The organism is Micrococcus sp. Mcc28, assembly GCF_024519775.1.
In the GTDB taxonomy this organism is placed as follows: Bacteria; Actinomycetota; Actinomycetes; order Actinomycetales; family Micrococcaceae; genus Micrococcus; species Micrococcus luteus.
This window is the reverse complement of record NZ_JALJRH010000023.1, coordinates 1-22,544: the sequence shown is the minus strand read 5'-3', so window position 1 is coordinate 22,544 and position 22,544 is coordinate 1. Positions and strand designations below refer to the sequence as shown.

General features: G+C 72.6%; 26 protein-coding genes and 1 pseudogene. 17 read left to right on the top strand and 10 right to left on the bottom strand.

Annotated features, from left to right (window positions below):
• Window positions 1–31 precede the first annotated feature (31 nt).
• From NR073_RS10410 to NR073_RS10400, 3 genes are all read right to left on the bottom strand, one after another.
• Window positions 32–1,072 (bottom strand): major royal jelly family protein, encoded by a 1,041-nt coding sequence (locus NR073_RS10410; protein WP_256748805.1) that lies wholly within the window; start codon window positions 1,070–1,072, stop codon window positions 32–34.
• Between the two features lie 185 nt (window positions 1,073–1,257).
• Window positions 1,258–1,668 carry an FAD-dependent oxidoreductase gene (locus NR073_RS10405; RefSeq protein WP_070708869.1) on the bottom strand — a complete coding sequence of 137 codons (411 nt, stop codon included), beginning with the start codon at window positions 1,666–1,668 and terminating at the stop codon, window positions 1,258–1,260.
• Between the two features lie 135 nt (window positions 1,669–1,803).
• A protein-coding gene (locus tag NR073_RS10400; protein ID WP_256748804.1) for an IS5 family transposase occupies window positions 1,804–2,719 on the bottom strand; the annotation gives its coding sequence in 2 pieces (ribosomal slippage) (window positions 1,804–2,343 and window positions 2,345–2,719; 915 coding nt in all).
• A gap of 327 nt (window positions 2,720–3,046) precedes the next feature.
• On the opposite strand from NR073_RS10400, the gene NR073_RS10395 reads away from it, so the two are divergent.
• From NR073_RS10395 to NR073_RS10385, 3 genes are read left to right on the top strand one after another with little or no spacing between them, the layout of a single operon-like run.
• Window positions 3,047–3,307: a type II toxin-antitoxin system Phd/YefM family antitoxin gene (locus NR073_RS10395; protein ID WP_036340860.1), complete on the top strand. Its 261-nt coding sequence runs from the start codon at window positions 3,047–3,049 to the stop codon at window positions 3,305–3,307.
• Entirely contained in the window at window positions 3,308–3,562 is a 255-nt protein-coding gene (locus NR073_RS10390) for a Txe/YoeB family addiction module toxin (protein ID WP_041103932.1), read from the top strand.
• A 1-nt stretch (window position 3,563) separates the two neighbouring features.
• Entirely contained in the window at window positions 3,564–4,130 is a 567-nt protein-coding gene (locus NR073_RS10385) for a mismatch-specific DNA-glycosylase (RefSeq protein WP_041103934.1), read from the top strand.
• 43 nt (window positions 4,131–4,173) lie between these two features.
• Here the strand turns inward: NR073_RS10385 and NR073_RS10380 are convergent, their stop codons facing one another.
• From NR073_RS10380 to NR073_RS10370, 3 genes are read right to left on the bottom strand one after another with little or no spacing between them, the layout of a single operon-like run.
• Window positions 4,174–4,956: an SCO1664 family protein gene (locus NR073_RS10380; protein WP_256748803.1), complete on the bottom strand. Its 783-nt coding sequence runs from the start codon at window positions 4,954–4,956 to the stop codon at window positions 4,174–4,176.
• Window positions 4,956–5,498, bottom strand: coding sequence for a DUF3090 domain-containing protein (locus tag NR073_RS10375; RefSeq protein ID WP_049145873.1), 543 nt, complete (start codon window positions 5,496–5,498; stop codon window positions 4,956–4,958). Before NR073_RS10375 ends, NR073_RS10380 begins: the two co-directional genes overlap by 1 nt.
• On the bottom strand, window positions 5,495–6,220 hold the full coding sequence (locus tag NR073_RS10370) for a histidine phosphatase family protein (protein WP_256748802.1): 726 nt from the start codon (window positions 6,218–6,220) through the stop codon (window positions 5,495–5,497). The genes NR073_RS10375 and NR073_RS10370 overlap by 4 nt, the downstream gene beginning before the upstream one ends.
• Window positions 6,221–6,343: 123 nt before the next feature.
• Here NR073_RS10370 and NR073_RS11375 point away from each other — a divergent pair.
• The 4 genes and pseudogenes from NR073_RS11375 to aqpZ form a co-directional block, all read left to right on the top strand.
• Window positions 6,344–6,445, top strand: a pseudogene (locus NR073_RS11375) (ABC transporter ATP-binding protein); the annotation flags it as partial.
• Between the two features lie 12 nt (window positions 6,446–6,457).
• Window positions 6,458–7,000 carry a hypothetical protein gene (locus tag NR073_RS10365; protein ID WP_206495966.1) on the top strand — a complete coding sequence of 181 codons (543 nt, stop codon included), beginning with the start codon at window positions 6,458–6,460 and terminating at the stop codon, window positions 6,998–7,000.
• Window positions 7,001–7,103: 103 nt separating this feature from the next.
• Entirely contained in the window at window positions 7,104–7,250 is a 147-nt protein-coding gene (locus NR073_RS11195) for a hypothetical protein (protein ID WP_306274576.1), read from the top strand.
• A gap of 11 nt (window positions 7,251–7,261) precedes the next feature.
• Window positions 7,262–7,864 carry an aquaporin Z gene (gene aqpZ, locus NR073_RS10360; RefSeq protein ID WP_306274575.1) on the top strand — a complete coding sequence of 201 codons (603 nt, stop codon included), beginning with the start codon at window positions 7,262–7,264 and terminating at the stop codon, window positions 7,862–7,864.
• 23 nt (window positions 7,865–7,887) lie between these two features.
• Here aqpZ and NR073_RS10355 read toward each other — a convergent pair whose 3' ends face one another.
• Window positions 7,888–8,688, bottom strand: a complete 801-nt coding sequence (locus NR073_RS10355; RefSeq protein WP_078025878.1) for a formate/nitrite transporter family protein — start codon at window positions 8,686–8,688, stop codon at window positions 7,888–7,890.
• A gap of 7 nt (window positions 8,689–8,695) precedes the next feature.
• Between NR073_RS10355 and NR073_RS10350 the strand changes: the two genes are divergently transcribed.
• From NR073_RS10350 to NR073_RS10330, 5 genes are all read left to right on the top strand, one after another.
• Window positions 8,696–9,526 carry a patatin-like phospholipase family protein gene (locus NR073_RS10350; RefSeq protein ID WP_010080497.1) on the top strand — a complete coding sequence of 277 codons (831 nt, stop codon included), beginning with the start codon at window positions 8,696–8,698 and terminating at the stop codon, window positions 9,524–9,526.
• Between the two features lie 28 nt (window positions 9,527–9,554).
• Window positions 9,555–11,207 carry a ribosomal protection-like ABC-F family protein gene (gene abc-f / locus NR073_RS10345; RefSeq protein ID WP_036340837.1) on the top strand — a complete coding sequence of 551 codons (1,653 nt, stop codon included), beginning with the start codon at window positions 9,555–9,557 and terminating at the stop codon, window positions 11,205–11,207.
• A gap of 85 nt (window positions 11,208–11,292) precedes the next feature.
• Window positions 11,293–11,976 (top strand): type 1 glutamine amidotransferase domain-containing protein, encoded by a 684-nt coding sequence (locus tag NR073_RS10340; protein WP_069941694.1) that lies wholly within the window; start codon window positions 11,293–11,295, stop codon window positions 11,974–11,976.
• 41 nt (window positions 11,977–12,017) lie between these two features.
• Entirely contained in the window at window positions 12,018–13,028 is a 1,011-nt protein-coding gene (locus tag NR073_RS10335) for an NADP-dependent oxidoreductase (RefSeq protein ID WP_069941693.1), read from the top strand.
• Window positions 13,029–13,054: 26 nt separating this feature from the next.
• Window positions 13,055–13,861: an alpha/beta fold hydrolase gene (locus tag NR073_RS10330; RefSeq protein WP_256748801.1), complete on the top strand. Its 807-nt coding sequence runs from the start codon at window positions 13,055–13,057 to the stop codon at window positions 13,859–13,861.
• Window positions 13,862–13,892: 31 nt separating this feature from the next.
• Here NR073_RS10330 and NR073_RS10325 read toward each other — a convergent pair whose 3' ends face one another.
• Window positions 13,893–14,384 (bottom strand): MarR family winged helix-turn-helix transcriptional regulator, encoded by a 492-nt coding sequence (locus tag NR073_RS10325; RefSeq protein ID WP_256748800.1) that lies wholly within the window; start codon window positions 14,382–14,384, stop codon window positions 13,893–13,895.
• A gap of 111 nt (window positions 14,385–14,495) precedes the next feature.
• Here NR073_RS10325 and NR073_RS10320 point away from each other — a divergent pair, with 111 nt between their 5' ends.
• A complete protein-coding gene (locus tag NR073_RS10320) occupies window positions 14,496–14,915 on the top strand; it encodes an organic hydroperoxide resistance protein (RefSeq protein ID WP_002855232.1) in 420 nt (139 codons plus the stop codon).
• On the top strand, window positions 14,915–15,340 hold the full coding sequence (locus NR073_RS10315; protein ID WP_256748799.1) for a hypothetical protein: 426 nt from the start codon (window positions 14,915–14,917) through the stop codon (window positions 15,338–15,340). The genes NR073_RS10320 and NR073_RS10315 overlap by 1 nt, the downstream gene beginning before the upstream one ends.
• Before the next feature lie 115 nt (window positions 15,341–15,455).
• On the opposite strand, the gene NR073_RS10310 is transcribed toward NR073_RS10315, so the two are convergent.
• A complete protein-coding gene (locus tag NR073_RS10310; protein WP_256748798.1) occupies window positions 15,456–16,970 on the bottom strand; it encodes an acetyl-CoA hydrolase/transferase family protein in 1,515 nt (504 codons plus the stop codon).
• Between the two features lie 187 nt (window positions 16,971–17,157).
• Here NR073_RS10310 and NR073_RS10305 point away from each other — a divergent pair, with 187 nt between their 5' ends.
• The 3 genes from NR073_RS10305 (at window position 17,158) to NR073_RS10295 (ending at window position 21,257) form a co-directional block, all read left to right on the top strand.
• The gene (locus tag NR073_RS10305) at window positions 17,158–18,168 is read left to right on the top strand and encodes an NADP-dependent oxidoreductase (RefSeq protein WP_036316411.1); all 1,011 of its coding nucleotides are present in this window, start codon (window positions 17,158–17,160) and stop codon (window positions 18,166–18,168) included.
• A 70-nt stretch (window positions 18,169–18,238) separates the two neighbouring features.
• A complete protein-coding gene (locus NR073_RS10300; RefSeq protein ID WP_256748797.1) occupies window positions 18,239–19,561 on the top strand; it encodes a DUF4921 family protein in 1,323 nt (440 codons plus the stop codon).
• 43 nt (window positions 19,562–19,604) lie between these two features.
• Window positions 19,605–21,257, top strand: coding sequence for an AarF/ABC1/UbiB kinase family protein (locus NR073_RS10295; protein WP_256748796.1), 1,653 nt, complete (start codon window positions 19,605–19,607; stop codon window positions 21,255–21,257).
• 28 nt (window positions 21,258–21,285) lie between these two features.
• On the opposite strand, the gene NR073_RS10290 is transcribed toward NR073_RS10295, so the two are convergent.
• Window positions 21,286–22,416, bottom strand: a complete 1,131-nt coding sequence (locus NR073_RS10290) for a trans-acting enoyl reductase family protein (protein WP_036316417.1) — start codon at window positions 22,414–22,416, stop codon at window positions 21,286–21,288.
• Window positions 22,417–22,544 lie beyond the last annotated feature (128 nt).

Genomic DNA, 22,544 nt, shown 5'->3' with positions numbered 1-22,544 from the left:
TCATGATTCTTACCGTTCCTCTCGGTACGGCTTACACAGACCATCTGACACGCCCGTTCGCGGTGATGTAGAGGTAGCCGTCGGCCGCGACCGAGAGCGTGTCCGGCCACAGCAACCGAGGGTCGCTGACCACGGTCTCCCACGCCCCGACGGTGTCGACCCGACGCCGCAGCACCGCGTTGTGCTCGTAGTTCGTCGCATACACGTTGCCCTGTGCGTCGGACTCCAGGCCGTCGCCGGCCCCGCCCTTGTCGCCTTCATCACGCACGGTCGCGGCCACCGCCGCCTCATCCAGGGCTCGGTCCACCAGCGCGTCGGTAGCCACACTGTAGAGCCGCCGGGATGCCAGCGGGCAGTAGTAGAGGCGGGCGCCGTCGGCGCCGATGGCGATTCCGTCCGCGCCCATCGCGATCGCCGGCGCCACGGTCCCGTCCTCCTGGCGGGCGACCATCGGGCGGCCCTCGACAACCGGCATGAAGTCTGTGAGCGGCTCGGCCTTCGTGGAGGGGTGCTCGTGCAGCCGCCGCCAGCTCTGACCGGTGGCCAGGTCCACCACCACCAGCGCGTTGGGTCCCTGGTCGGAGGAGTCGGTGAGGTAGGCGACGCCCTCGGCTCCGCGGCGCAGGTCGAAGCGCACGTCGTTGAGGTAGCTGGTGGGCAACGCGACATCCTGGGGGAACAGGATGGTCTTGACCACTGTGTCGCTGGTCAGGTCGACGCAGACGAGCTTGGGCCCGCCGTAGGTCGTGGGCTTGAATAGCGGGCTTCCGGTGTCCAGGATCCACAGCCGATCGGCAGGGTCCACCACCACGCTCTGCACCGAGACCAGGGTGTTCGCCAGGTCGTCGGAATCTGTGCGATTGATGGCCTCGTTCGGGTAGGCCACCGCCTCGCCGTCGCGAATTTCGGCCACCGTGAAGGCGACGTCATCGCCCCACTTCGGGTAATTGACGAAGATCCGCCCCCGGTGCGAGACCGTGACGCCGGTGAGCATGGCGCCGTGGAAATGGGCCACTTCCTCCAGCTCGCCCACCGGCTGCTCCGCGGGCAGGCCTTCCGATCGATTCTCCATCACATCGCTCCTGTCAGTCGGGCTCGTGCTCGGAACGGTACACCGGGTTCTCGGCCGCCGGGGCGGGAGCCTTCGGGCAGGACCAGTTCTGCCCGGCAGTCCCAGTGGGTTGCGGTGTGCGGTGCCCAGGACCCCGGTGCATGGAGAGCCCCCGTCCAAGTCACGTAAGGGGAGTGGTGCGCCGGTCAGCTGGTCCGGGCCACGGCGCTGAGCAGGGTGACCGCGACCGCGTCGATCTCGTGCGCTTCCACGCCGCCGACCTGGTTGAGCACCCGCAGCCGCGCCAGGGCGCTGTCTCCGATCGCCAGGACACCGTCTGATGAGACCAGCCCGACGTTGAAGTGTTCGGCCCACTCATCCCAGACGCCGCGGCTTTCGCACGCGAAAGCAACGAGTCGCGGGTCGTCGTGGGCATGTCGGAAGATCCGCGACTCGCCTCCGGACTGACCCGTCCCGGGCAGACCAGCCTCGTACAAACGCACCGGCACGCCCTGCTCCCGCAGCGCGTACGCCGTCGACAGACCAACGATCCCACCCCCGATCGCTGCTACCTCGGGTGAACGCGTCGTGGCAACGCCGTCGTCAGTTCCTGTCATCGCGGTTCCTCGATCTGTTGGTGATGAGCGATACGCCGCAGGAGAAGGGCCGCTGCCACGACGTCAGCGGGCTGTGTAAGCCCGCAGTCACCGCGCACAGCGACCCCTTCCTCTCTGGGCTAGGGCGTGTCTCCCTTATGCGCGTAGCCAGGTGAAGATGGCGCAGAGGGTGACGGCGGCGCGGTAGGTGATCGCTAGCTTGTCGTAACGAGTGGCCAAGCCGCGCCATTGCTTGGCTAGGGCGAAGTGGCGTTCCACGACGTTGCGCCCGCGGTAGGCCTGGGCGTCGAAGGCCGGCGGCCGCCCGCCGCGGCTGCCGCGACGGGCTCGGGCCGCGATCTGGTCCCGTTTCTCCGGAATTACCGCGGTGATTCGGCGGCGGCGCAGCTCGTTGCGAATCACTCCGGTGGCATAGGCCCGGTCGGCGATCACCGCCTCCGGGCAGGCTCGGGCGGCGCCGGCGCCGAGTCGGGGAATCTGGATTTCGGCCAGCACCTGCGCCAGCACGGCCTCGTCGTTGCGCTGCCCGCCGGTGACGATCGCGGCCAGCGGCCGGCCGCGGCCATCGACGGCGTGGTGAATCTTGGTCGTCAGCCCGCCGCGGGAACGCCCGATGCCGTGCCCGGGCGGCTCAACCTCATCCAGCGGCAGTTTCTTGTGATTCGCCCCGGCCCCCTGTGTCCTGGTCCGGACGAGTGGTGTTCGTGGCGTGCTGATGGGCCCGGGCGATGGTCGCATCGACCGAGACGGCCCAGTCAATCATCCCGGCCGCATCGGCCTCGGCCAGCACGTGGGTCAGCACCCGATCCCAGGTCCCATCCGCGGCGTAGCGGCGGTGGCGCTTCCACACCGTCTGCCAGGGCCCGAACTGCTCCCGGGGCAGATCCCGCCACGGGACCCCGGTCCGATACCGGTAGGCGATGCCCTCCACCACCCTGCGGTGCTCCCCGAAGGGATGCCCACGCCGGCCCTGATTCGAGGGCAGCAACGGCTCGATCCGCTCCCACTGCTCGTCCGTGAACACCTGATACCGCGACCCTGTCGACCTCACCCGACCAGCCTGCCGCGAGCCTCACCACCGACAAGGGAGACACGCCCTAGGGCAGATGGGACTTCAACGGCGATGTTGTGGCGAACAGGGTTCGGCCGTCTCGATGGTCCTCAGGACAATAGAACGGCCCGCGGGGGCCTGCGTCAGGAGAGCGGGTGTGGACATCTTCGGGAAGCCCAAGGCGCTCCTGGGAGAGCAGGGGACGCCGTCGCCGCGCCCACGGACCACGAGGGCAAGGAGATCTGCATCCCGCACGGCACCCCCCCGAGTTCGACAGCCCCAACTGGTACCATAAGCAAGTACCACATCGCACCCGAGGAGGCCAGCATGTCCATCAGCGCCAGTGAAGCCCGCAAGACCCTGTTCCCGCTCATCGAGCGAGTGAATGCGGACCGCGACGCCGTAGAGATCGTCTCCCGCAAGGGGAATGCCGTCCTCATGCCCGCGGACGAGTACGCCGCCTGGCAGGAGACCGCCTACCTGTTCCGCTCCCCGGCCAACGCCCGCCGGCTGCTGGACGCCTACGAGCGCGCCCGCGCAGGGAGCGTCGAGGAGCACGCTCTGGACCGCATGGACGGGGACGCCTGAGTGCGCCTCGTGTGGGACCGCTCGGCCTGGGAGGACTACACGCACTGGCAGACCACGGACCGCAAGGTCCTCAAGCGGATCAACACCCTCATCGACGCCGCCCTGCGTGATCCCTTCGACGGGATCGGCAAGCCCGAGCAGCTGAAGTACGGCGCGCCCGGGGCATGGTCCCGACGCATCACGGAGGAGCACAGGCTCGTCTACCTCGTCGACGGCGAGGACCTGATCATCCTCCAGGCGAGGTATCACTACTGACATGCGCTTCACCCAGGCCGAGCTCCAGCAGTTCCGCGACCGCACCGTCCCCGACCTGCTGCCGGACCCGCTGCGGCTGCTGTTCATCGGCATCAACCCCGGCCTGTGGAGCGCCGCCACCGGTGCGCACTTCGCCCGCCGCGGCAACCGCTTCTACCCGGCCCTGCACCGCGCCGGGCTCACCCGACACCTGATCGACGCCTCCGACGGCTACAAGGCCGAGGACCTCGCCGAGCTGCACGCCCGCGGCATCGGGATCTCCAACCTCGTCCCGCGGGCCTCCGCCCGCGCCGACGAGCTCACCGCGGAGGAGCTCGCCGCCGCCCCCGCCCGCCTGGACGCGCTCGTGGCAGCGCATGCGCCGGCCGTCGTCGCTGTGTTGGGGGTGACGGCCTACCGGCAGGCGTTCGGACGCCCGAAGGCGGTGCTGGGGGAGCAGCAGACGCCGTGGCCGGGCACGCGGCTGTTCGTGGCGCCGAACCCCAGCGGGCTCAACGCTCACGCCACCCTGGACTCGCTCGCCGCGGACTACCGTGCGGCCGGTGCCGCGGCGGGGCTCGTGGACTGAGTGCGCCCGCTGTCCCTGCGGCCGCGCTGACGCCTCAGGCCCGTCAGAAGAGCGGCCAGGGCACGGCCGGCGTCAGGCCGCTCGGTGCCGGGAAGGTCCCGTCCTCGAGCAACCGGGCACAGCGTTCGGCCGAGGCTTCGACTTCCTCGGCACTGAGCAGCCCCGCCAGCCCCCGCCCCAGCTCACCGTCGAGCCCGTCGAGAACCCGGGCGACGCCGTCGCGCTCCTCCTCGCTCAGCGCCTCGCCCAGCCACCCCCACAGCACGGTCCGCAGCTTGTCCTCCACATGGAAGGTCAGCCCGTGGTCCACGCCGTACCGGTGACCGCCGGACATGGCGAGGATGTGGGCGCCCTTGCGGTCGGCGTTGTTGACGATCACGTCGAACACCGTCATGCTGCGCAGCGCCGCCGAGTCCTCATGGGCCAGGGCCAGCCGATTCCCGTCCTCGTCCTCGCCCTCCAGGATCGTGAGCCACCCCGAGGCCGGCACCTCGTCCGCCGGGAACAGGTCCACGGCGTCCTGCTCAGGATCCTGCTCCTGCCAGAGCTGCACCATGCCCTCGCCGAAGGGGCCGTCGCGCAGCCAGGTGCGCGGCACAATGTCCCACCCCAGCGCCTCGGACACCAGGTGCGCGGCCACCTCCCGGCGGGCCAGGGTGCCCGCGGGGAAGTCCCACAGCGGGGCCTCGCCGGCCACCGGCTTGTAGACCACCGGGGTGTCACCGATCGCGCCGAGGAACGTGGCGTTGGACGCCGTCGTGATGCGGCCGGTGAGCGTCAGCTCCCCGGCCACCAGCTCGCCGGCGGGCACGTCCGCGGCGCTCATCAGGAGTCGGGGAGAGTGCAGTCGTGGCCGTCGGGGTCGATGGGCTGGCCGCAGTCCGAGCAGAACGGACGCCCGGCGTCCACGACCTCCCGGGTGCGCCGGGCGAACGCCCGGGCCGCGCCGACGGGCATGCGCACGCGCACGGCCTCAGCGTCCGCCTCGAGCGCCGGGTCGGCGTCGTCGTCGGAGAGGGGGTGCGCGTCGATGAGCACCTGCGCGGTGGTGGGGTCCCAGCCCAGGCCGATGGCCCCCACCCGGAACCACTCCTGCACCGGGTCCAGCGGATCGTTGTCCACGAGTTCCACGGGCGTGCTGGCCGGGACGCTGTGCGGGTTGCCCTCCAGCGCCATGAGATCGTCGAGGATCTCGTCGATCATCTCCGCCATCAGGGCCGACTGCTGCTTCTCCAGCGCCAGGCTCACCAGCCGGGGCCCGGTGCGCACCTGCAGGTAGAACGTGCGGGCGCCGGGACGCCCGAGCGTCCCGATCACGACCCGATCCGGCCAGTCGAACTCATGGGCGGGGGCAGGTGCATCAGTCATGCCACGATCCTAGGCGTCCGCTCGTCCACCGCACCGGTGCCCGTGCCTGCGCCGCCGCCCACCGGGGCGTCGTCGGACGGGCCGAGGGTCGCCAGCCAGGACAGGTCCCCGGCGTCGGTATTGGTCGCCCAGACTCGCGGGCGGGCCGGACCGTAGCTCACGATGGACACGGAGGCGGGCCCCACCTCGATCCGCTGGAACAGATCCAGGTGCGTGCCGAGCGCGTCGGCCAGGATCGACTTGATGACGTCCCCGTGGCTCACCGCCACCCACACCGCCCCGGGCCCGTGCTCGGCCTTTACGGCGGCGTCGTGCCGGCGGATCGCCGCCACTGCGCGGGCCTGCATGCCCGCCATGGACTCCCCACCGGGGAAGACGACGGCGGACGGCTGGGTCTGCACCGTCGCCCACAGGGACTCGGTGGCCAGGTCGCTGAGCGCGCGCCCCTGCCACTGGCCGTAGTCGCACTCGGTGAGGTCGTCGTCGACCAGCGAGGGCACCGTCCCCGGCTGGCGATCGAGGAGGGCGCGGGCCGTCTGCGCGCACCGCTCCAGGGGACTGGCCACCACCGCGGCCACGGGCACGGCCGCGACCCGATCCCCGGTGCGGGCCGCCTGCTCCCGTCCGTGGTCGTCCAGGCTGACCCCGGGGGTGCGGCCCGCCAGCAGTCCGGTCGCGTTGGCCGTGGTGCGGCCGTGCCGCACGAGGAGAACCGTCGCCATGGCCTCAGCGTAGCGAGGGGATGCCCGCCTCTCGCGGACAAAGCCTCGCGGCCATGACGCAAAGGGTCAGTGACGCAACGCGAGCACGCCTATGCCCGGCAAGGCTGACGCCCGTCTGCAGGCCTCGAACGCCCGGAGCAGGCCCTCGAGGCCTAGGACGGCGCCCTGCTGCTGGTCACCCACGACCGCCGCATGCTCGAGGCCGTCCGCCTCGACCGCCGCTGATACCCTCCCCCGGTGGTCAACCTCCTGCTCTCGGTGACGTTCGCGTGCGGCGTGGCGATCGCCGGGCTCCACGTGGTGAACCGGCGGTTCATCGCGCCGATGTACGACGTCGTCCTCAACCTGGCCGCGTTCCTCGCCGCCGTCGCCTCCTCCGTGCTCCTGGGGCACGTGCTGCCCGCGGTGTTCGCCGCGCTGGCCGTGCTCGCCTGGCTGATCCTGGCCGTCCGCACGGTGCGCGCCCGCCGCGCGGGACATAAGCTGGAGGTGACCGCCGGGCGGCTCGTCGCCGTCGACACGCGGCCCAGCAAGGCCGACGGCCGGATCGGCCTGCGCTTCCTCTTCCGCGCCGTCCACCCGCTCACTGCCGCGGACGTCGCCGCCATCCGCCTGCAGGAGGACGAGGCCTCCGAGCATCGCTTCGTGACGTGCCAGGAGGCCCGGAAGCTCCTGCGCCCGGCGATCGCCCGCCGCGTCGACGCCGCCTGGGACGCCGCGCACTGCGTCTACCTGGAGGACGGGCGTCCCGCCGCGGGGGTGGATCAGCCGGCGGGCTGAGGCCCGGCCCCCGGCCGGACGAGCGGTGCCCGGCGGCGTCCCCGTCCCGGATGAGGGCCGCTGCCTGGTCTGCGGGCGTGATCGTGGCGGCGCGGTCAGGAGGGTGGACGCGGGACGAGACGGTGCGCCCAGGCAACGGCGGGACGGTCCCACGGACGGCGCTGCCGTGTTCTCCGCATCCGTGATCGACGACGCCACAGGCGTCAACATGGGCATCGGCTTCCTCGGCGTCGCCCTCGCCTTCGCCTGACCGTGGTGGCCATGGCCTATGCCGTGGGTCACGTCTCCGGCGGTCACTTCAACCCGGCAGTCACCCTGGGTGCGGCGCTCGCGGGTCGTCTGCCGTGGAAGCTCACTGTGCCGTACTGGATCGCCCAGCTCGTGGGCGGCGTGGCGGCCGGCGGCGTGCTGCTGGCGATCGCCTCCGGTCGTCCGGGCTACTCGCTTGCGGAGAACGGCCTGGCCACCAACGGCTATGGCGAACTCTCGCCCGCGGGCTACTCGATGGGCGCGGTGTTCCTGACCGAGGTGCTGCTGACCGCCGTGTTCCTCTACGTCATCCTCGGCGCCACGGACCGCCGTGCTCCGTCCGGCTTCGCGCCGCTGGCCATCGGCCTGACCCTCACGCTGATCCACCTGATCTCCATCCCCGTGTCGAACACCTCCGTGAACCCCGCTCGCTCCTTCGGCGTGGCCCTGTTCGCGGGCGGGGACGCCCTCGGCCAGGTCTGGCTGTTCTTCGTGGCCCCGTTGTTGGGCGCCGCGGTCGCCGGTCTCAGCTACCGCTTCGTCTTCCCCAACACCTCCCGGGTGACCGAGGAGCTGCCCGAGCCCGCCGCCGACGGGACGCGGGACGCCGTCTGATCCCTGTCATTCGGGCCCTGCCCTCACCGCCCCGTCTCTTCCCGCACCTCCTTGGAACGCAGCAGGCGCGGCGCCGTCGTCAGCGCCAGCCCGCCGAGGATGTTCAGGGGGATCACCCACCACACCCAACTGAGCCACTCGAGCCACCCCACGCCGTGCGCTCCGGACAGGATGGCTCCGATGATGAGGATCGAGTCCATCACCGAATGGAAGAGCGAACCGCCGGCGAGGACGATGGCTCCGGCGACGGACGCGACGATCATCGCCGTCGGGCTGTCCGTCCCGGCCTGCATCCGCGTCACGAGGGTGATCGCCACCCCGGCCAGGACCGCCAGGGCGGCGCCCTGCCAGCTGAAGCCGATGTCCAGGAAGTGGTGGGCGCTCTCGGCCAGGGTGCCGTGCAGGTCGGGGAACCCCGCCACCACGAGGGCGATCATCACGGTGCCGCCGAGGAGGTTCATCACGAGGGTCACCGCCCACAGACGCAGCAGCTCCATCCACGTGCCCCGGCCGGCGGCGATCGCGGTGATCGGGTAGTAGAACCCCTCCGTGAAGAGCTCGGAGTGGGCGAGGAACAGGCTGACCAGGCCGATGGAGAACGCGAGTCCGGCCAGAAGGTGGCTGCCCGTCTCGTGGAGCGTGAGCAGGTACGCGAGCAGGCCGATCGTGATCTCGACGCCGCCCAGGAACCCGGTGGTCGTCAGGACGGTGAGGGACCGATGCAGGCGTTCCGCGCCCTCGTCTGCCGCCGCCCTGTGGGCCGCCGGCCTGCCGGAGACGGACTGACCGGCATCGCTCCCTTCACGGTCATGTCCGTGGCACACTGGGCCGATGATGCATGACGAACGGCCCACGGGTCGGCTGGGCCTCGCCCTGGGCGGCGGAGGAGCGCGCGGGCTGTGCCACATCGGGGTCTGGCGGGTGCTCGAGGAGCTCGACATCCGCCCGGACGTGCTCGCGGGAACGAGCATGGGCGGCCTCCTCGGCGCGCTCATAGCCGCCGGTCATGACGCCGCCTCGCTCGAGAAGATCGAGCGGAGCGTGGACTGGCCGCGGCTCATCAACTGGGGCCTGACCGGCGGCATCCTCTCCAGCGAGAGGCTGCGGGCCTGGCTCCGCGAGCTGCTCCCGGACACCTTCGAGGAGCTGCAGATTCCCCTGGTGCTCACCGCGGCCGACGTCGTCGAGGGCCAGACCCGCTACCTGCACACCGGGGACCTCATCACCGCGATCCAGGCGACCACCGCCTACCCCGGCGCGCTGGAGCCGGTGACCGTGGGGGACTCCGTGCTGGTGGACGGCGGCATCCTCAACCAGATCCCGGTGGACGGGGTGCGCTTCCTGGGCGCGCAGCGGGTGATCGCCGTCGATGCCACCACGCTCGAGCCCCTGGAGCGGCCGGAGCCCGGGGCGCGCACCCGCACCCGCCGTTCGCCCGCCACGTCGCTGCGCCAGGCCATGCGGGCGATCGACGTCATGCAGGCCCAGCTCACCACCGTCCGGCTCTCGCTCTACCGGCCGGACGTGCTCATCAGCCCGCCGATCGAGGGGATGACGGTCGCGGACTTCCGCAGCTCCGGCGTCGCCATCGCGGCGGGAGAGGAGGCGACGCGCGCCCGGGCCGAGAAGCTCGTGGAGCTCAGTCGCGGCAGAATGGCCTGACGCCCGCCGCACTTCCGTCAGGAGCACCATGACCGCCACCCTTGTCGCCTCCGGCCTCGCCGGCGGCCACGGCCACCGCACGCTCTTCGAGGATCTGGACCTCACGGTCGCGCCCGGGGACGTCGTCGGCGTCGTGGGGGCCAACGGCGCGGGCAAGTCCACCCTGCTGCGCATCCTCGGCGGGGACCTCGCGCCGCAGGCCGGCACGGTCAGCCTGGCCCCGGCCGACGCGTTCGTGGGCTGGCTGCCGCAGGAGCGCGAGCGGGTGCCGGGGGAGACGGTCGCCGGGTACATCGCCCGCCGCACCGGCTGCGCCGAGGCCACTCGAGAGATGGACGCCTCCGCTTCGGGCCTGGCGGACCCGGACGTCACGGACGCCGCCGCAGACCGCTACAACACCGCCCTCACCCGCTGGCTGGCCTCCGGCGCCGCGGACCTGGAGGAGCGCATCCCCGCCGTCCTGGCCGACCTCGGCCTCGACCTCTCCGCCTCCCCGGAACAGGTCCTCATGACCTCCCTCTCCGGTGGGCAGGCCGCCCGCGTCGGCCTCGCCGCGCTGTTGCTCTCCCGCTTCGACGTCGTGCTCCTGGACGAGCCCACCAACGACCTGGACCTCGACGGTCTGACCCGCCTGGAGGCCTTCGTGCAGGAGCTGCGCGGCGGCGTCGTGCTGGTGAGCCACGACCGCGAGTTCCTGGCCCGCTGCGTCACCCGCGTCCTGGAGCTCGACCTCGCCCAGCGCACCAACCGCGTCTACGGCGGCGGCTACGAGGCCTACCTCGAGGAGCGGGCCACCCTGCGCCGCCAGGCCCGGGAGAAGTACGAGGAGTTCGCCGAGCAGAAGCAGGACCTCGTCTCCCGCGCCCGCATCCAGCGGGAGTGGTCCAGCCAGGGCGTGCGCAACGCGATGAAGAAGTCCCCGGACAACGACAAGCTGCGCCGCAGGGCCAACAGTGAGTCGAGCGAGAAGCAGGCCCAGAAGGTCCGGCAGATGGAGAGCCGCATCGCGCGCCTGGAGGAGGTGGAGGAGCCGCGCAAGGAGTGGAGGCTGGAGTTCACCATCGGTGCGGCGCCGCGCTCCAGCTCGGTGGTCGCCACCCTCAACGACGCCGTCTTCCGGCAGGGAGGCTTCACGCTCGGCCCGGTGTCCCTCCAGGTGAACGCGGGGGAGCGGATCGGCATCACCGGGCCCAACGGGGCCGGCAAGTCCACCCTGCTGCGCGCGCTGCTGGGCCGCCAGGCCCCGGACGAGGGCACGGCCGCCCTGGGGTCCAGCGTGCAGATCGGGGAGATCGACCAGGCGCGCTCGCTGCTGGCCGGGACCGTCCCGCTCGCCGCGGCCGTCGAGGCGCTCGTGCCCGAGATGGCCTCCGGGGAGGTGCGCACCCTGCTGGCCAAGTTCGGCCTCAAGGCCGACCACGTGAACCGCCCCGTGGACGAGCTCTCGCCCGGCGAGCGCACCCGGGCATCCCTGGCCCTGCTCCAGGCCCGCGGGGTGAACGTCCTGGTGCTCGACGAGCCCACCAACCACCTGGACCTGGAGGCCATCGAGCAGCTCGAACAGGCCCTGGAGACCTATGAGGGCGCCCTGCTGCTCGTCACCCACGACCGCCGCATGCTGGACACCGTCCGCACCGACCGTCGCTGGCAGGTCCAGGACGGGCGGGTGACGGAGCGCTGACGACCCGGGCACCGTCACCCTTGCCCGAGATTCGGTTGTGTACGACCATGAGAGTTCAGTCCCCACCGACGAAAGGGCCCCAGACATGTCCCGCATCCTGATGATCCTCACCTCGCACGACCAGCTGGGCGACACCGGCCGCAAGACCGGGTTCTGGCTCGAGGAGTTCGCCTCGCCCTACTATGTCTTCACGGACGCCGGCCACGAGGTCACCCTCGCCTCGCCCCGCGGCGGCCAGCCGCCCATCGACCCGACGAGCTCGAAGCCGGAGATGCAGACCGAGGCCACCCGCCGGTTCGACCAGGACGAGGAGGCCAAGGCCGCCCTGGCCCACACCACGCCCCTGGCGCAGGTGGACGTGGACGGGTTCGACGCCGTCTTCTACCCGGGCGGTCACGGCCCGCTGTGGGACCTGGTGTCCGACGCCGACTCCACGCGGATCATCCTCGACAGCGACGCGGCCGGGCGCCCGCTCGGCCTCGTCTGCCACGCGCCCGGGATCCTGCACCCGATCACCGCCGCCGACGGCACCCCGTTCGTGCGCGGCCGTCAGGTCACCGGGTTCACCAACGGCGAGGAGGAGGCCGCCCAGCTGACGGACGTCGTCCCGTTCCTCGTCGAGGACTCGCTGATCGCCGCCGGCGCGGACTACCGCAAGGGCCCGGACGGGGAGAGCTTCGTGGTCACGGACGGCACCCTGGTGACCGGCCAGAACCCGGCCTCCTCCGCCGACGCCGCCCGCCGCCTCCTGGACCTGCTCGCGCGCTGACCCTCCACCGAGCCCGCCGCCCCGACCCCGAGGAGACCACCATGAGCACCCCCACCCGCACGCGCGAGATCCACCTCGCCTCCCGCCCCCACGGCGCCCCGACGCCGGAGAACTTCCGCCTCACGGAGGTCGAGCTCCCCGAGCTCGCCGAGGGCCAGGTCCTCGTGCGCAACACCGTGATGTCCGTGGACCCGTACATGCGCGGCCGCATGAACGACGTCGAGTCCTACGTGCCTCCGTTCCAACTCGACGCCCCCCTCGACGGCGGCGCGGTGGGCACCGTGATCGCCTCGCGCCACGCGGACGTGCCGGAGGGCACGTCCGTGCTCCACGGCCGCGGCTGGCGCGAGCACGCCGTCCTCGACGGCGACACCGTCCAGGTCGTGGACACCTCCCAGTTCTCGGACAGCACCTACCTGGGCGTGCTGGGCATGACGGGTCTGACCGCCTACACCGGCCTCGTGCACGTGGCCGAGATGCAGGAGGGCGACGCCGTCTTCATCTCGGGCGCCGCGGGGGCCGTCGGCTCGGTCGCCGGCCAGATCGCCCGCCTGCTGGGCGCCTCGCGCGTGGTCGGCTCGGCGGGCACGCCCGAGAAGGTGGCGCGGGTGAAGGAGCTGGGCTTCGACGCCGCGTTCGACTACCACGACGGCTCGCCCACCGATCTGCTGGCCGAGGCGGCGCCGGAGGGCATCGACGTCTACTTCGACAACGTGGGCGGCGACCACCTCGAGGCCGCCATCGCCGCGATGCGGGTCGACGGCCGCGTGGCGATGTGCGGCGCGATCGCCCAGTACAACTCGACGGAGCCGCCGGCCGCCCCGCGCAACCTCGCCCTGGCGATCGGCAAGTGCCTGACCCTGCGCGGCTTCGTCCTGCAGAAGTACGCAGCGCAGGTCCGCCCCGAGTTCCTGGAGCGCGTGGGCCCGTGGGTCGCCGCCGGGAAGATCCAGTGGGACGAGACCGTCCGGGAGGGGCTGGAGAACGCACCCCAGGCGTTCATCGACCTGCTCGAGGGTGCCAACACGGGGAAGATGCTCGTCCGGCTGTGACGGGCGACGGCGCACTCGGGGGCGGCATGGACACCTTCCGGCATCAGGGCCTGACCTTCGACGTCCGCGACGGCGGGCCGGCCGAGGGGGAGGTGGTCCTGCTGCTGCACGGCTTCCCGCAGGACGCCACGTCCTGGAGGCATGTCGAACCGCTGCTGCACGCCGCGGGGCTGCGCACGCTCGCCCCGGATCAGCGCGGCTACTCCCCGGGGGCCGCTCCGCGGGCGACGGCGGCCTATCGCCTCCCGGCGCTCGTGGGGGACGCCGTCGCGCTGGCGGACGCGGCGGGGGCGCGGCGCGTCCACGTCGTCGGCCATGACTGGGGTGGCGCCGTCGCCTGGGCGCTGGCCACCGCCCACCCCGAGCGCGTCGCGTCCCTGACGGTCCTGTCCACGCCGCACCCGGCCGCCCTGGCCCGCGCCCTGCGCGGCCCGGACCAGCTGCGCCGCAGCTGGTACATCGCCGCCTTCCAGGCGCCGGCCCTCCCCGAACGAATCCTCGCCCGACGGCTGGGCTCCCTGCTGCAACGGGGGCAGGTCCCCGGGGCGGAGCACTACGCCCGCCGGTTCTCCACCCCGCAGAGCCTGCGCGGCCCGGTGAACTGGTATCGGGCGAACCCGGATCTGGTGACCACCACGAGCAGCGCGCCCGTGTCGGTCCCCACCACGTATGTGTGGGGCACCCGGGACGCGGCCCTGGGGCCGCGGGCCGCCGAGCTCACGGCGGGGCAGGTGGCGGGGGAGTACCGGTTCGTGGCGCTCGACGCGGACCACTGGCTGCCCGAGCGCGAGGCGGACGCCGTCGCCCGGGCGATCCTGGACCGGGCGCGCTGACCCGCGCTCCGCGCGGGCCGCTCCCGCCGTTTCAGCGCGGCCCGGCGGCCTCGGTGATCCGGTTCAGCAGGTCCATGAGGACCTGGCGCTCGGTGGTGTCGAGGGGGATCCGGGTGAGGGCGTCCACCGGGACCGTCCGGGCGGACGCCCGCAGCGCTCGTCCCTCGTCCGTCAGCCGGACCAGCACGCGTCGCTCGTCGTGGACGTCGCGCTGCCGCGTGACGAGCCCCATGCCGGCCAGGCGCCGCACCAGGGGTGTGATCGTCCCGTTGTCCATGCCGAGCCGGTCCCGCAGCGCGCCGACCCCCAGCGCGCCGGCGGCGTCCGACGTCGACGCCTCCGTCTCAGCCGAGGCGTCACTCTCCACCTGCCACAGGGTGAGCATCACGAGGTACTGCGGGTAGGTGAGGCCGAGGCGGGAGAGCAGGGGGCCGTAGCCGCGCGTGACGGCGCGCGCCGCCCGGTGCAGGGCGAAGCAGAGCTGGTCCTCGAGGGCGAGGCTGGGGGTCGGCGCGGCATCCATGGGAGCGATTCTAGTGGTCGCTGGGGAGCGACTTGGTTGCGCGCGACCTAACCGGGTGGCAGGCTGGAGCCGACTCGTCCCGCACGGGGCGGGCGGATGAAAGGACCTCTCATGGAGACCATCTACACCGCCGAGGCGCTCAGCACCGGCGCCGGCCGCGACGGCCATGTCCGCACCACCGACGGGCGGGTCGACCTCGACCTCGCGGTGCCCACCGAGATGGGCGGCTCCGGCCAGGGCACCAACCCCGAGCAGCTGTTCGCCGCCGGCTACGCCGCGTGCTTCCACTCGGCCCTGCAGATGGTCGCCCGGGCCTCCCGTGCCGACATCACCGACTCCTCCGTCGGCGCGCGCGTGGGCATCGGCCGCCAGGGTGAGGGCTTCGGCCTGGAGGTCACCCTCGAGGTCGTGCTCCCCAATGTCCCCGCGGATCAGGCCCGCGCCCTCATGGAGCAGGCGCATCAGGTGTGCCCCTATTCGAACGCCACCCGGGGCAACATCGACGTCGTCCTCGAGCTCGGGGAGGCGTGATGACGAAGCACCGGCAGCCCGCCCCCCTCTCCCAGACCGCCGCCCGCCTCGGCCTCGGCGGGTTCATGACCGCCGCGGGGCTGTCCCACCTCACCGTGGCACGCCGTGAGTTCCGTGCCCAGGTGCCCTCGTGGGTCCCGCTCCCGGCGGACCTCGTGGTGCTCGGATCCGGCGTGGCCGAGATCGGCCTCGGGGCCGCTCTGCTGGCGCTCCCCGGGCAGCGCCGCCTGACCGGCACCGCCCTGGCGGCCTTCTACACCGCGATCTACCCCGGGAACATCGGGCAGTACGCCGAGCGCAAGGACGGCTTCGGGCTGGACACCGATGGCCGCCGCCTGGCGCGGCTGTTCGGCCAGCCCGCCCTCATCGCGGCCGCTTTGTGGGCCGCGGGAATCCCCGAGCGGGAGCAGGGCGGGCGCCGCTGACGCCGTCGCCGGTCCTGCGGTCCTGGGCCGGCTCCGGGCACGTGCCCGGAGCCGGCGTGACCTCACCCCGCCGCGAGGCGCGGCCCGTTCCGCAGGTGTCCGGCCCGGCGGGCCGTCAGCCGTGACGCATCGTCCCGGTCTCGAGGAAGCGCTGGTGCCAGGACAGGGCCTCGCCCAACAGGTGCGGGGTGTGCAGGCCGTCCGACTCGCGCATCGCGCGGTCGAAGTAGTCCCGCAGCTGCTCCCTGTAGTCCGGGTGCGCGCACGTGTCGATGATCGTGCGGGCGCGCTGCTTGGGGGAGAGGCCGCGCAGGTCGGCCAGCCCCTGCTCGGTGACCACCACGTGCACGTCGTGCTCGGTGTGGTCCACGTGCGAGACCATCGGCACGATGCAGGAGATGTCCCCGCCCTTGGCCGTGGAGGGGGTGAGGAAGAACGAGGTGAACGCGTTGCGGGCGAAGTCGCCGGAGCCGCCGAGACCGTTCATCATCTTCGTGCCCATCAGGTGCGTGGAGTTCACGTTGCCGTACAGGTCGGCCTCGAGCATGCCGTTCATGGCGAGGATGCCGAGGCGGCGCACGAGCTCGGGGTGGTTGGAGATCTCCTGGGTGCGCAGGATCAGCTTGTCCCGATACTTCGCGGCGTTGTCGTTGAACCGTTCGGCGGCCTCGGTGGACAGGGAGAACGCGGTCGCGGACGCGGTCGCCAGGGTGCCGGAGTCCAGGGCGTCGAGCATGCCGTCCTGCACCACCTCGGTGAACGCGGACAGGCCCGTGAACCGGGACTTCACGAGCTCGGACATCACCGCGTTCGCGATGTTGCCCACGCCCGACTGCAGCGGCAGCAGCCGCTCGTCGTACCGGCCCTGGGCCACCTCGTGCTCGAAGAACTCCACGAGGTGCTGGGCGATCGCGATCGAGTCCGCGTCGGCGGGCTTGAACGGGGAGTTGCGGTCCGGGGCGTGGGTCTCGACGACGGCCACCACCTTGGCCGGATCGCACCGCAGGTACGTCTCACCGATGCGGTCTGCGGGGTGGGTGAGCATGATCGGCGAGCGGTGCGGGGGCAGCGCGGTGCCGTAGTAGACGTCATGCAGACCCTCGAGGTCCTCGCTCTGCCACGAGTTGACCTCGAGGATCACCTGATCCGCCAGGTCGATCCAGGACTTGTTGTTGCCCACGGAGGAGCTGGGGACGAGACGGCCGTCCTCGCGGATCCCGGACACCTCGATCACCGCCGTGGTCATGGGCCCGTAGAAGCCGTTCCACACGGCCTGCGCCAGGTGGGACAGGTGCGTGTCGATGTACTCGATCGCGCCAGCGTTGATCTTGGCGCGCATCGTCGGGTCCGACTGGAACGGGGTGCGCAGCGCGACGGCGTCCGCCTCGGCCAGCGCGCCGTCCATCTCCGCGGAGGTGGACGCCCCCGTGTGGAGGTTGATGCGGAACTCCTCGCCGCGCGCGTGCAGCGCCTTCGCCCGCTCGGCCAGCGCCATCGGCACGGCCTTCGGGTAGCCGGACCCCGTGAACCCGCTCATGCCCACGGTGGTGCCGTGCTGGATGAACGCCGCCGCCTCCGCGGCGGACATCACCTTCGACCGGAGGCCGGGGTGGTGGATGCGGGACGACATGGGTGAGGCCTCCGTGCGGGTGAGACGAGTCGAGCGAGAGCGCTGTGACGTGGAACAGCGATCAGCGTACCCGCATCACGGGTGGCCGTGGGGATGATCACGCCGGAGGTCACGGGGCCCGCCCTGCGTGATCGACGACGGCGAACAGGGCTCGGCACTCCGGGGCGGCGCGCCTAGGCTCGGCGTCATGCGAGCACTCGTCCTCCAGTCCTACGGCGGCCGTGAGGCCATGGCCCTCACCGACGTCCCCGCCCCCACGGTCGGCGCCGGTGAGGTGCTGATCCGCACCCGCGCGGTCGGCCTCAACCCCGTCGACGCGATGCATCGCGAAGGCGACTTCAAGGCCATCGCCCCCGACGACTTCCCCACGGTCGCCGGCAACGAGCTCAGCGGCATCGTCGAGACCGTGGGCGCCGGGGTGACCGCGTTCGCCCCGGGTGACGCGGTGATCACCCGCGTGGACCCCTCCGGCCACGGGGCGTTCGCCGAGCTGGCCGCGGTGCGCGCGGACTGGGTGGCCGCCGCGCCCGCCCGCATGCCCCTGACGGACGCGGCCGGCCTGCCGCTCGCCGGCCTGACCGCCCAGCAGGCACTCGGCCCGGAGCACCTGGACCTGCAGCCCGGGGAGCGGTTGCTGATCACCGGGGCCGCCGGCGGCGTCGGGCTGATCGCCACGCGCTTGGCACACCTGCGCGGCGCGCACGTGACCGTGACCGCCTCCGCGGCGGGTGAGCCGTACGTCCGCGAGGCCGGCGCCGACGCGGTGATCGACTATCGCGCCCGCACCGTCGCAGAGGGGGGCGAACGCTTCGACAAGGTGTTCGACCTCATCGGCGGTGATCAGATGGCCGAGCTGCTCGGCTCGATCGAGCCCGGCGGCCGGCTGGTGACCATCGCGGGCCCGCCGAGCCCCGGCAGCCTTCGTGAGACCGCGCGCCCGTCGCGTCGGCCGCTGGCCGCCGTCGTCTCCCGGGTGGCCAGTGCGAAGGTGCGCCGGGCCGCGAAGAAGGCCGGGGTGACCTACGAGTTCTTCCTCATGCATCCGGACGGGGCGGGCCTGGCCGAGCTCGTTCGGCTCGTGGACGCCGGCGAGCTGGCCGTGACCGTGGACAGCCGCTACCCCCTGGCCGACTGGGAGCAGGCGTTCGAGCGTCTCGAATCCCACCATGCCAAGGGCAAGGTGCTGCTCGAGTTCTGACCGGCGGGCGCGTCGGCGCCGGCCTGCCCGGGCCGGCACCGCCTCGTATCCTGGCCTCGTGCACCCGTCTGTGAGCGAGCCCCTCACCCGACTGCCGGACGGCACCGTCAAGCAGCGCAACCCCTTCACCGGTACCGAGGTCTGGACCGTGCCCGGCCGCGGCCACCGCCCGCTCGGCCTCGTCCGCCCCGCCCCGCAGCCGCTCGACCCCGCCCAGCACGGCCGGCACTGCGCCTTCTGCGAGCACCGGATGCTGGAGACGCCGCCGGAGAAGTCACGCATCGTCTCCATGAGGGCCGACGACGGCGCCCCGGCCTGGCAGATCCTGCGGCACCCGGCCGCGGAGCGGCTCGAGGAGACGACCCCGGCCTTCCGCCGGGTCCCCAACCTCTTCGAGATCCTCAGCTACGACTACTGGCGTCTCAACCACGGCTATGAACTTCCCCCGGACGCGCGCCGCCGCCGTGACGAATACCTGGCCACCGAGGCCGGCCGCGCCCACGTGCGCGCCGTCGTCGCCGCGAAGCTGCGCGCCTCCGGCCGCTCCGCCGAGGAGGCGGCGGCGATGTCCGAGGCGGAGCTGATCGGGGCGTCGGCCGCATTTTTCGGCGGCACGCACGACGTCGTGATCGCTCGGCGGCACTTCGTCGACGGGGCCGTGGACGACCACCAGCTGGCCTCCTCGGGCACCCTCACCCCGGACGAGCACCACGCGTTCCTGGCCCTGACCGCCGACGCGATGCGGGACCTCTACGCGACCACGCTCGCCGTGCAGTACGTCTCCGTGTTCCAGAACTGGCTCAAGCCCGCCGGCGCCTCCTTCGACCACCTGCACAAGCAGCTCGTGGCCATCGACGAGGTCGGCGCGCAGAACGCCGCCGCCCTGGGCCGGCTGCGCGAGGACCCGCAGGTGTTCAACCACGCCGCGCTGGACGTGGCCGTGGCGCACGACCTCGTGATCGCCGCCAACGAGCACGCCGTGATGTTCGCCGGCTTCGGCCACCGGTACCCGACGGTCGAGGTCTACTCCACGAGCCCGGTGGGGCAGCCGTGGCGGCAGTCCGCGGCCGAGCTGCGCGCCGTGTCCGACCTGCTGCACGCCGCCCACGCGGCCACCGGGCCCGATGTCCCCTCCAACGAGGAATGGCACACCCGCCCGCCCGGCGTCGCGTCCCCGATGCCCTGGCGCGTGATGCTCAAGTGGCGCGTCTCCACACTCGCCGGCTTCGAGGGCGCCACCAAGATCAACGTCAACACGCTCAGCCCGTGGGACGTGCGGGACCGGGTGCTGGCGCGGCTGCGGGAGCTGCGGGCGGCGGGCGCGCTCGCGGACGGGATGCGGATCGGGGCCGACGCGCGGGTCCGGCCGGGCATGCTCCGGTACGCGGACTGAGCGGCGGGGCCCGTCCCTCCGCGCGGTCGGTAGCGTGGGCGTCATGGCCCTCCACCTGCAGCGCTACCGCGAGATCGCCCACGTCATGGCCCGCAACGGCCTCATGGCCACGGCCGTGCAGGCCGGGCTCTCCCGGTGGCTGCCCCTCGAGGAGGGGGAGCCGCACCTGGGCATCGACGCCGAGGCCCGCCCCGAGCTGTTCGTGCGCACGTTCGAGGAGCTGGGCGTCACCTTCGTGAAGCTCGGGCAGCTGATCTCGGCGCGCCCGGACGTGTTCCCCGAGGCCTACTGCGCGGCGTTCGCCCGCCTCACGGACAGCACGTCGGCGGTGCCCTTCGAGGCCGTCGCCCGGACGGTCGAGGAGGACCTCGGCGCCGACGTCGACACCCTGTTCGCCTGGTTCGACCGGGCGCCCCTGGCCACCGCCTCCATCGGTCAGGCCCACCGCGCGCGCCTGCATGACAGGCGCGCCGTCGTCGTGAAGGTCCGCAAGCCCGGTGTGGTGGAGCAGGTCCAGGCGGACCTGGAGATCCTGCGGACGCTGGCGGCCACGTGGTCGCGGGCCTCACGGACCTTCGCCGACCTGGACGTGCCGGCCATGGTGGACGAGTTCGACCGCTCGCTGCGCGCCGAGCTCGACTACGTGGTGGAGGCGCGGGCCTGCGAGGAGATCGCCGCCGGCTTCCGGGACACCCCGGGCGTGCGGTTCCCGTGGATCGAGTGGGACCTGACCACCTCGCGCGTGCTGACCATGCAGGAGCTCTCCGGGCTGCGCGTGGACGACCTGGCCGGACTCGACGCCGCCGGCATCGACCGGGAGGAGCTGGCGTACCGGGCCGCCGACGTGCTGCTGGCCATGGTGTTCGAGCACGGCGTGTTCCATGCGGACCCGCACCCGGGCAACCTGTTCATCGAGCCGGACGGGACCGTCGGGTTCATCGACTTCGGCTCCGTGGGCCGGATCTCCCCGTCCCTTCGACGCCGGTTCGCGGGCCTGGCCATGGCGCTGGCCCGGCAGGACACCGACGGGCTGGTGCGGGCCCTGCTGGACATCGCCCCGCCGCGCGGCCCGGTGGACCGCCGTCGGCTCCGGCTGGAGGTGGCCCGGATCGTCGGCCGCCTCGAGGGGCGCGAGCTCGAGGACATCCGCGTGGCGCAGCTGATCTCGGAGATCTTCGCCCTGGTGCGGCGCCACCGGCTGTCCCTGCCGCCCGAGCTCGTGCAGCTGCTGCGGATGCTGATCATCGTGGACGGCATCGGCCGCCGCCTGCACCCCGGCTTCGACTACACCCGCGTGCTCGACCCGTTCGCCCTGCGCCTTGTGGGGGAGCACCTCGACCCCCGGCGGGTGGCGGGCCGGATCGGCCGGGCCACGATCGCGGCGGCCGAGCTCGGCATCGACCTGCCGGAGTACGCCCGCAAGGTGATGGAACGCATCGACGACGGCGGGATCGACGTCACCGTCCGCGCGAGCGAGCTCGAGCCGCTCGTGACGCGCCTCGAGCGGACGGGCGACCGGGTGGTGGCCGCCATGGTGGTGGCCGCGATGATCACCGGCGGCACGAACGTGCTCGTGGCGTACAAGGACCGGCTCGGCCGCTTCGCCGGGCCGGTGGTGGCCGCCGGCGGCGCCGCCCTGACCGGCGGCAGCGCCTATCTGGCCTGGATCAGCCGCCCGCGGCGTCGCCCCCGCTGAGGGCCACGGGCGGGGTCAGTCGTCGGGATCATGCCCGCACCAGGCCGACCGCGGCGCAGGCCGTCTCGAAGTCGTCGAGGCCGAACGCCTGGATCGGGCTGACGACGCCGGCCTCGCGGGCCCGGCCTGCGGCGAGCTGACGGGCGCCCCAGGCCATGAGGTCCCCGGTCAACGTGTAGGCGTTGGGGCCGCGCAGGTGCACGTCCGCCACGACGCGGCCGGCCGCGTCCCGCGCGATCGCCCCGACTCGGGAGCCCGTGCGGGCCCGGTCTGCGGCGTCGGGGCCACCCGGGTCCCCGGCCAAGGGCCGCAGCAGGGCCTGCACGCCGCGGGCGACGCCGGGGAGCCACCCCACCGCGCCGAGGGCGGCGGCGCCGATCTGCGTGGGCCGGGCCGGGAACCAGCCGTTGAAGACCTCGACCTCATCCAGGCCGGGCTGCATCCGCGGCAGGAACAGGGACTCCGTGCCGCCGAACAGCACGCCGCGGCGATCCTGCCCGTCGACCCGGAAGACGGCCGACCGGCTGGCCGGGCCCGTCGTCGCCAGCCGCCCGCCGCGCCACGTGATCGTCCGCTCGGTGAGGGCGTCCACCATCGTCTGGCGCGTCCCGTGGCTGAGGTCGACGCGCGGGTCCAGCTCGCCGTCGGCGAAGTAGCCGATCTGCAGGGACCGTGCGCGTCCACCGGCCTGCGCCAGCGCGAGCCCGCCCGCGAGCATGCCCGGCGCGTAGTCGAAGCCGAGGGCGGGCAGCAGGGTGGCGCCCGTGCGTCGGGCGGTGGCGTCCAGGTCCGCCTTGAGGTCCTTCACGAAGCCGATCTCACCGGTCGAGTCCACGTAGTGCGCGCCCCTCTCCGCGGCGGCGCGGGCGACGGGCCGGCCGTAGCGTTCGAAGGGGCCGACCGTGGAGACCAGCACATCGCCCTCCGTGACCAGGGCCCTCAGCGAGGCGGGGTCCCCGGCGTCGGCGACGGCGACCTCCAGCCCGTCGTGCCGCCTCGCCGCGTGCTGGAGCGAGTCCCGGTTTCGGCCCGCCAGCACGGGCCGTGCGCCCTGGGCCACGAGGGCGTCCACGACGAGGGATCCGGCGTAGCCCGTCGCGCCGAGCACGATGATGCGGGGGGCGTCGGGGTGGTCGAGGTGCAGGGGAGAATCCGTCATGGGCCCACGCTAGGTGTTGTGGGTCATGAGGTTCTTGACATCCGTACCGGGCTGAGATGAGACGAGTGGGCCCGGGCGTGTCAGATGGTCTGTGTAAGCCGTACCGAGAGGAACGGTAAGAATCATGA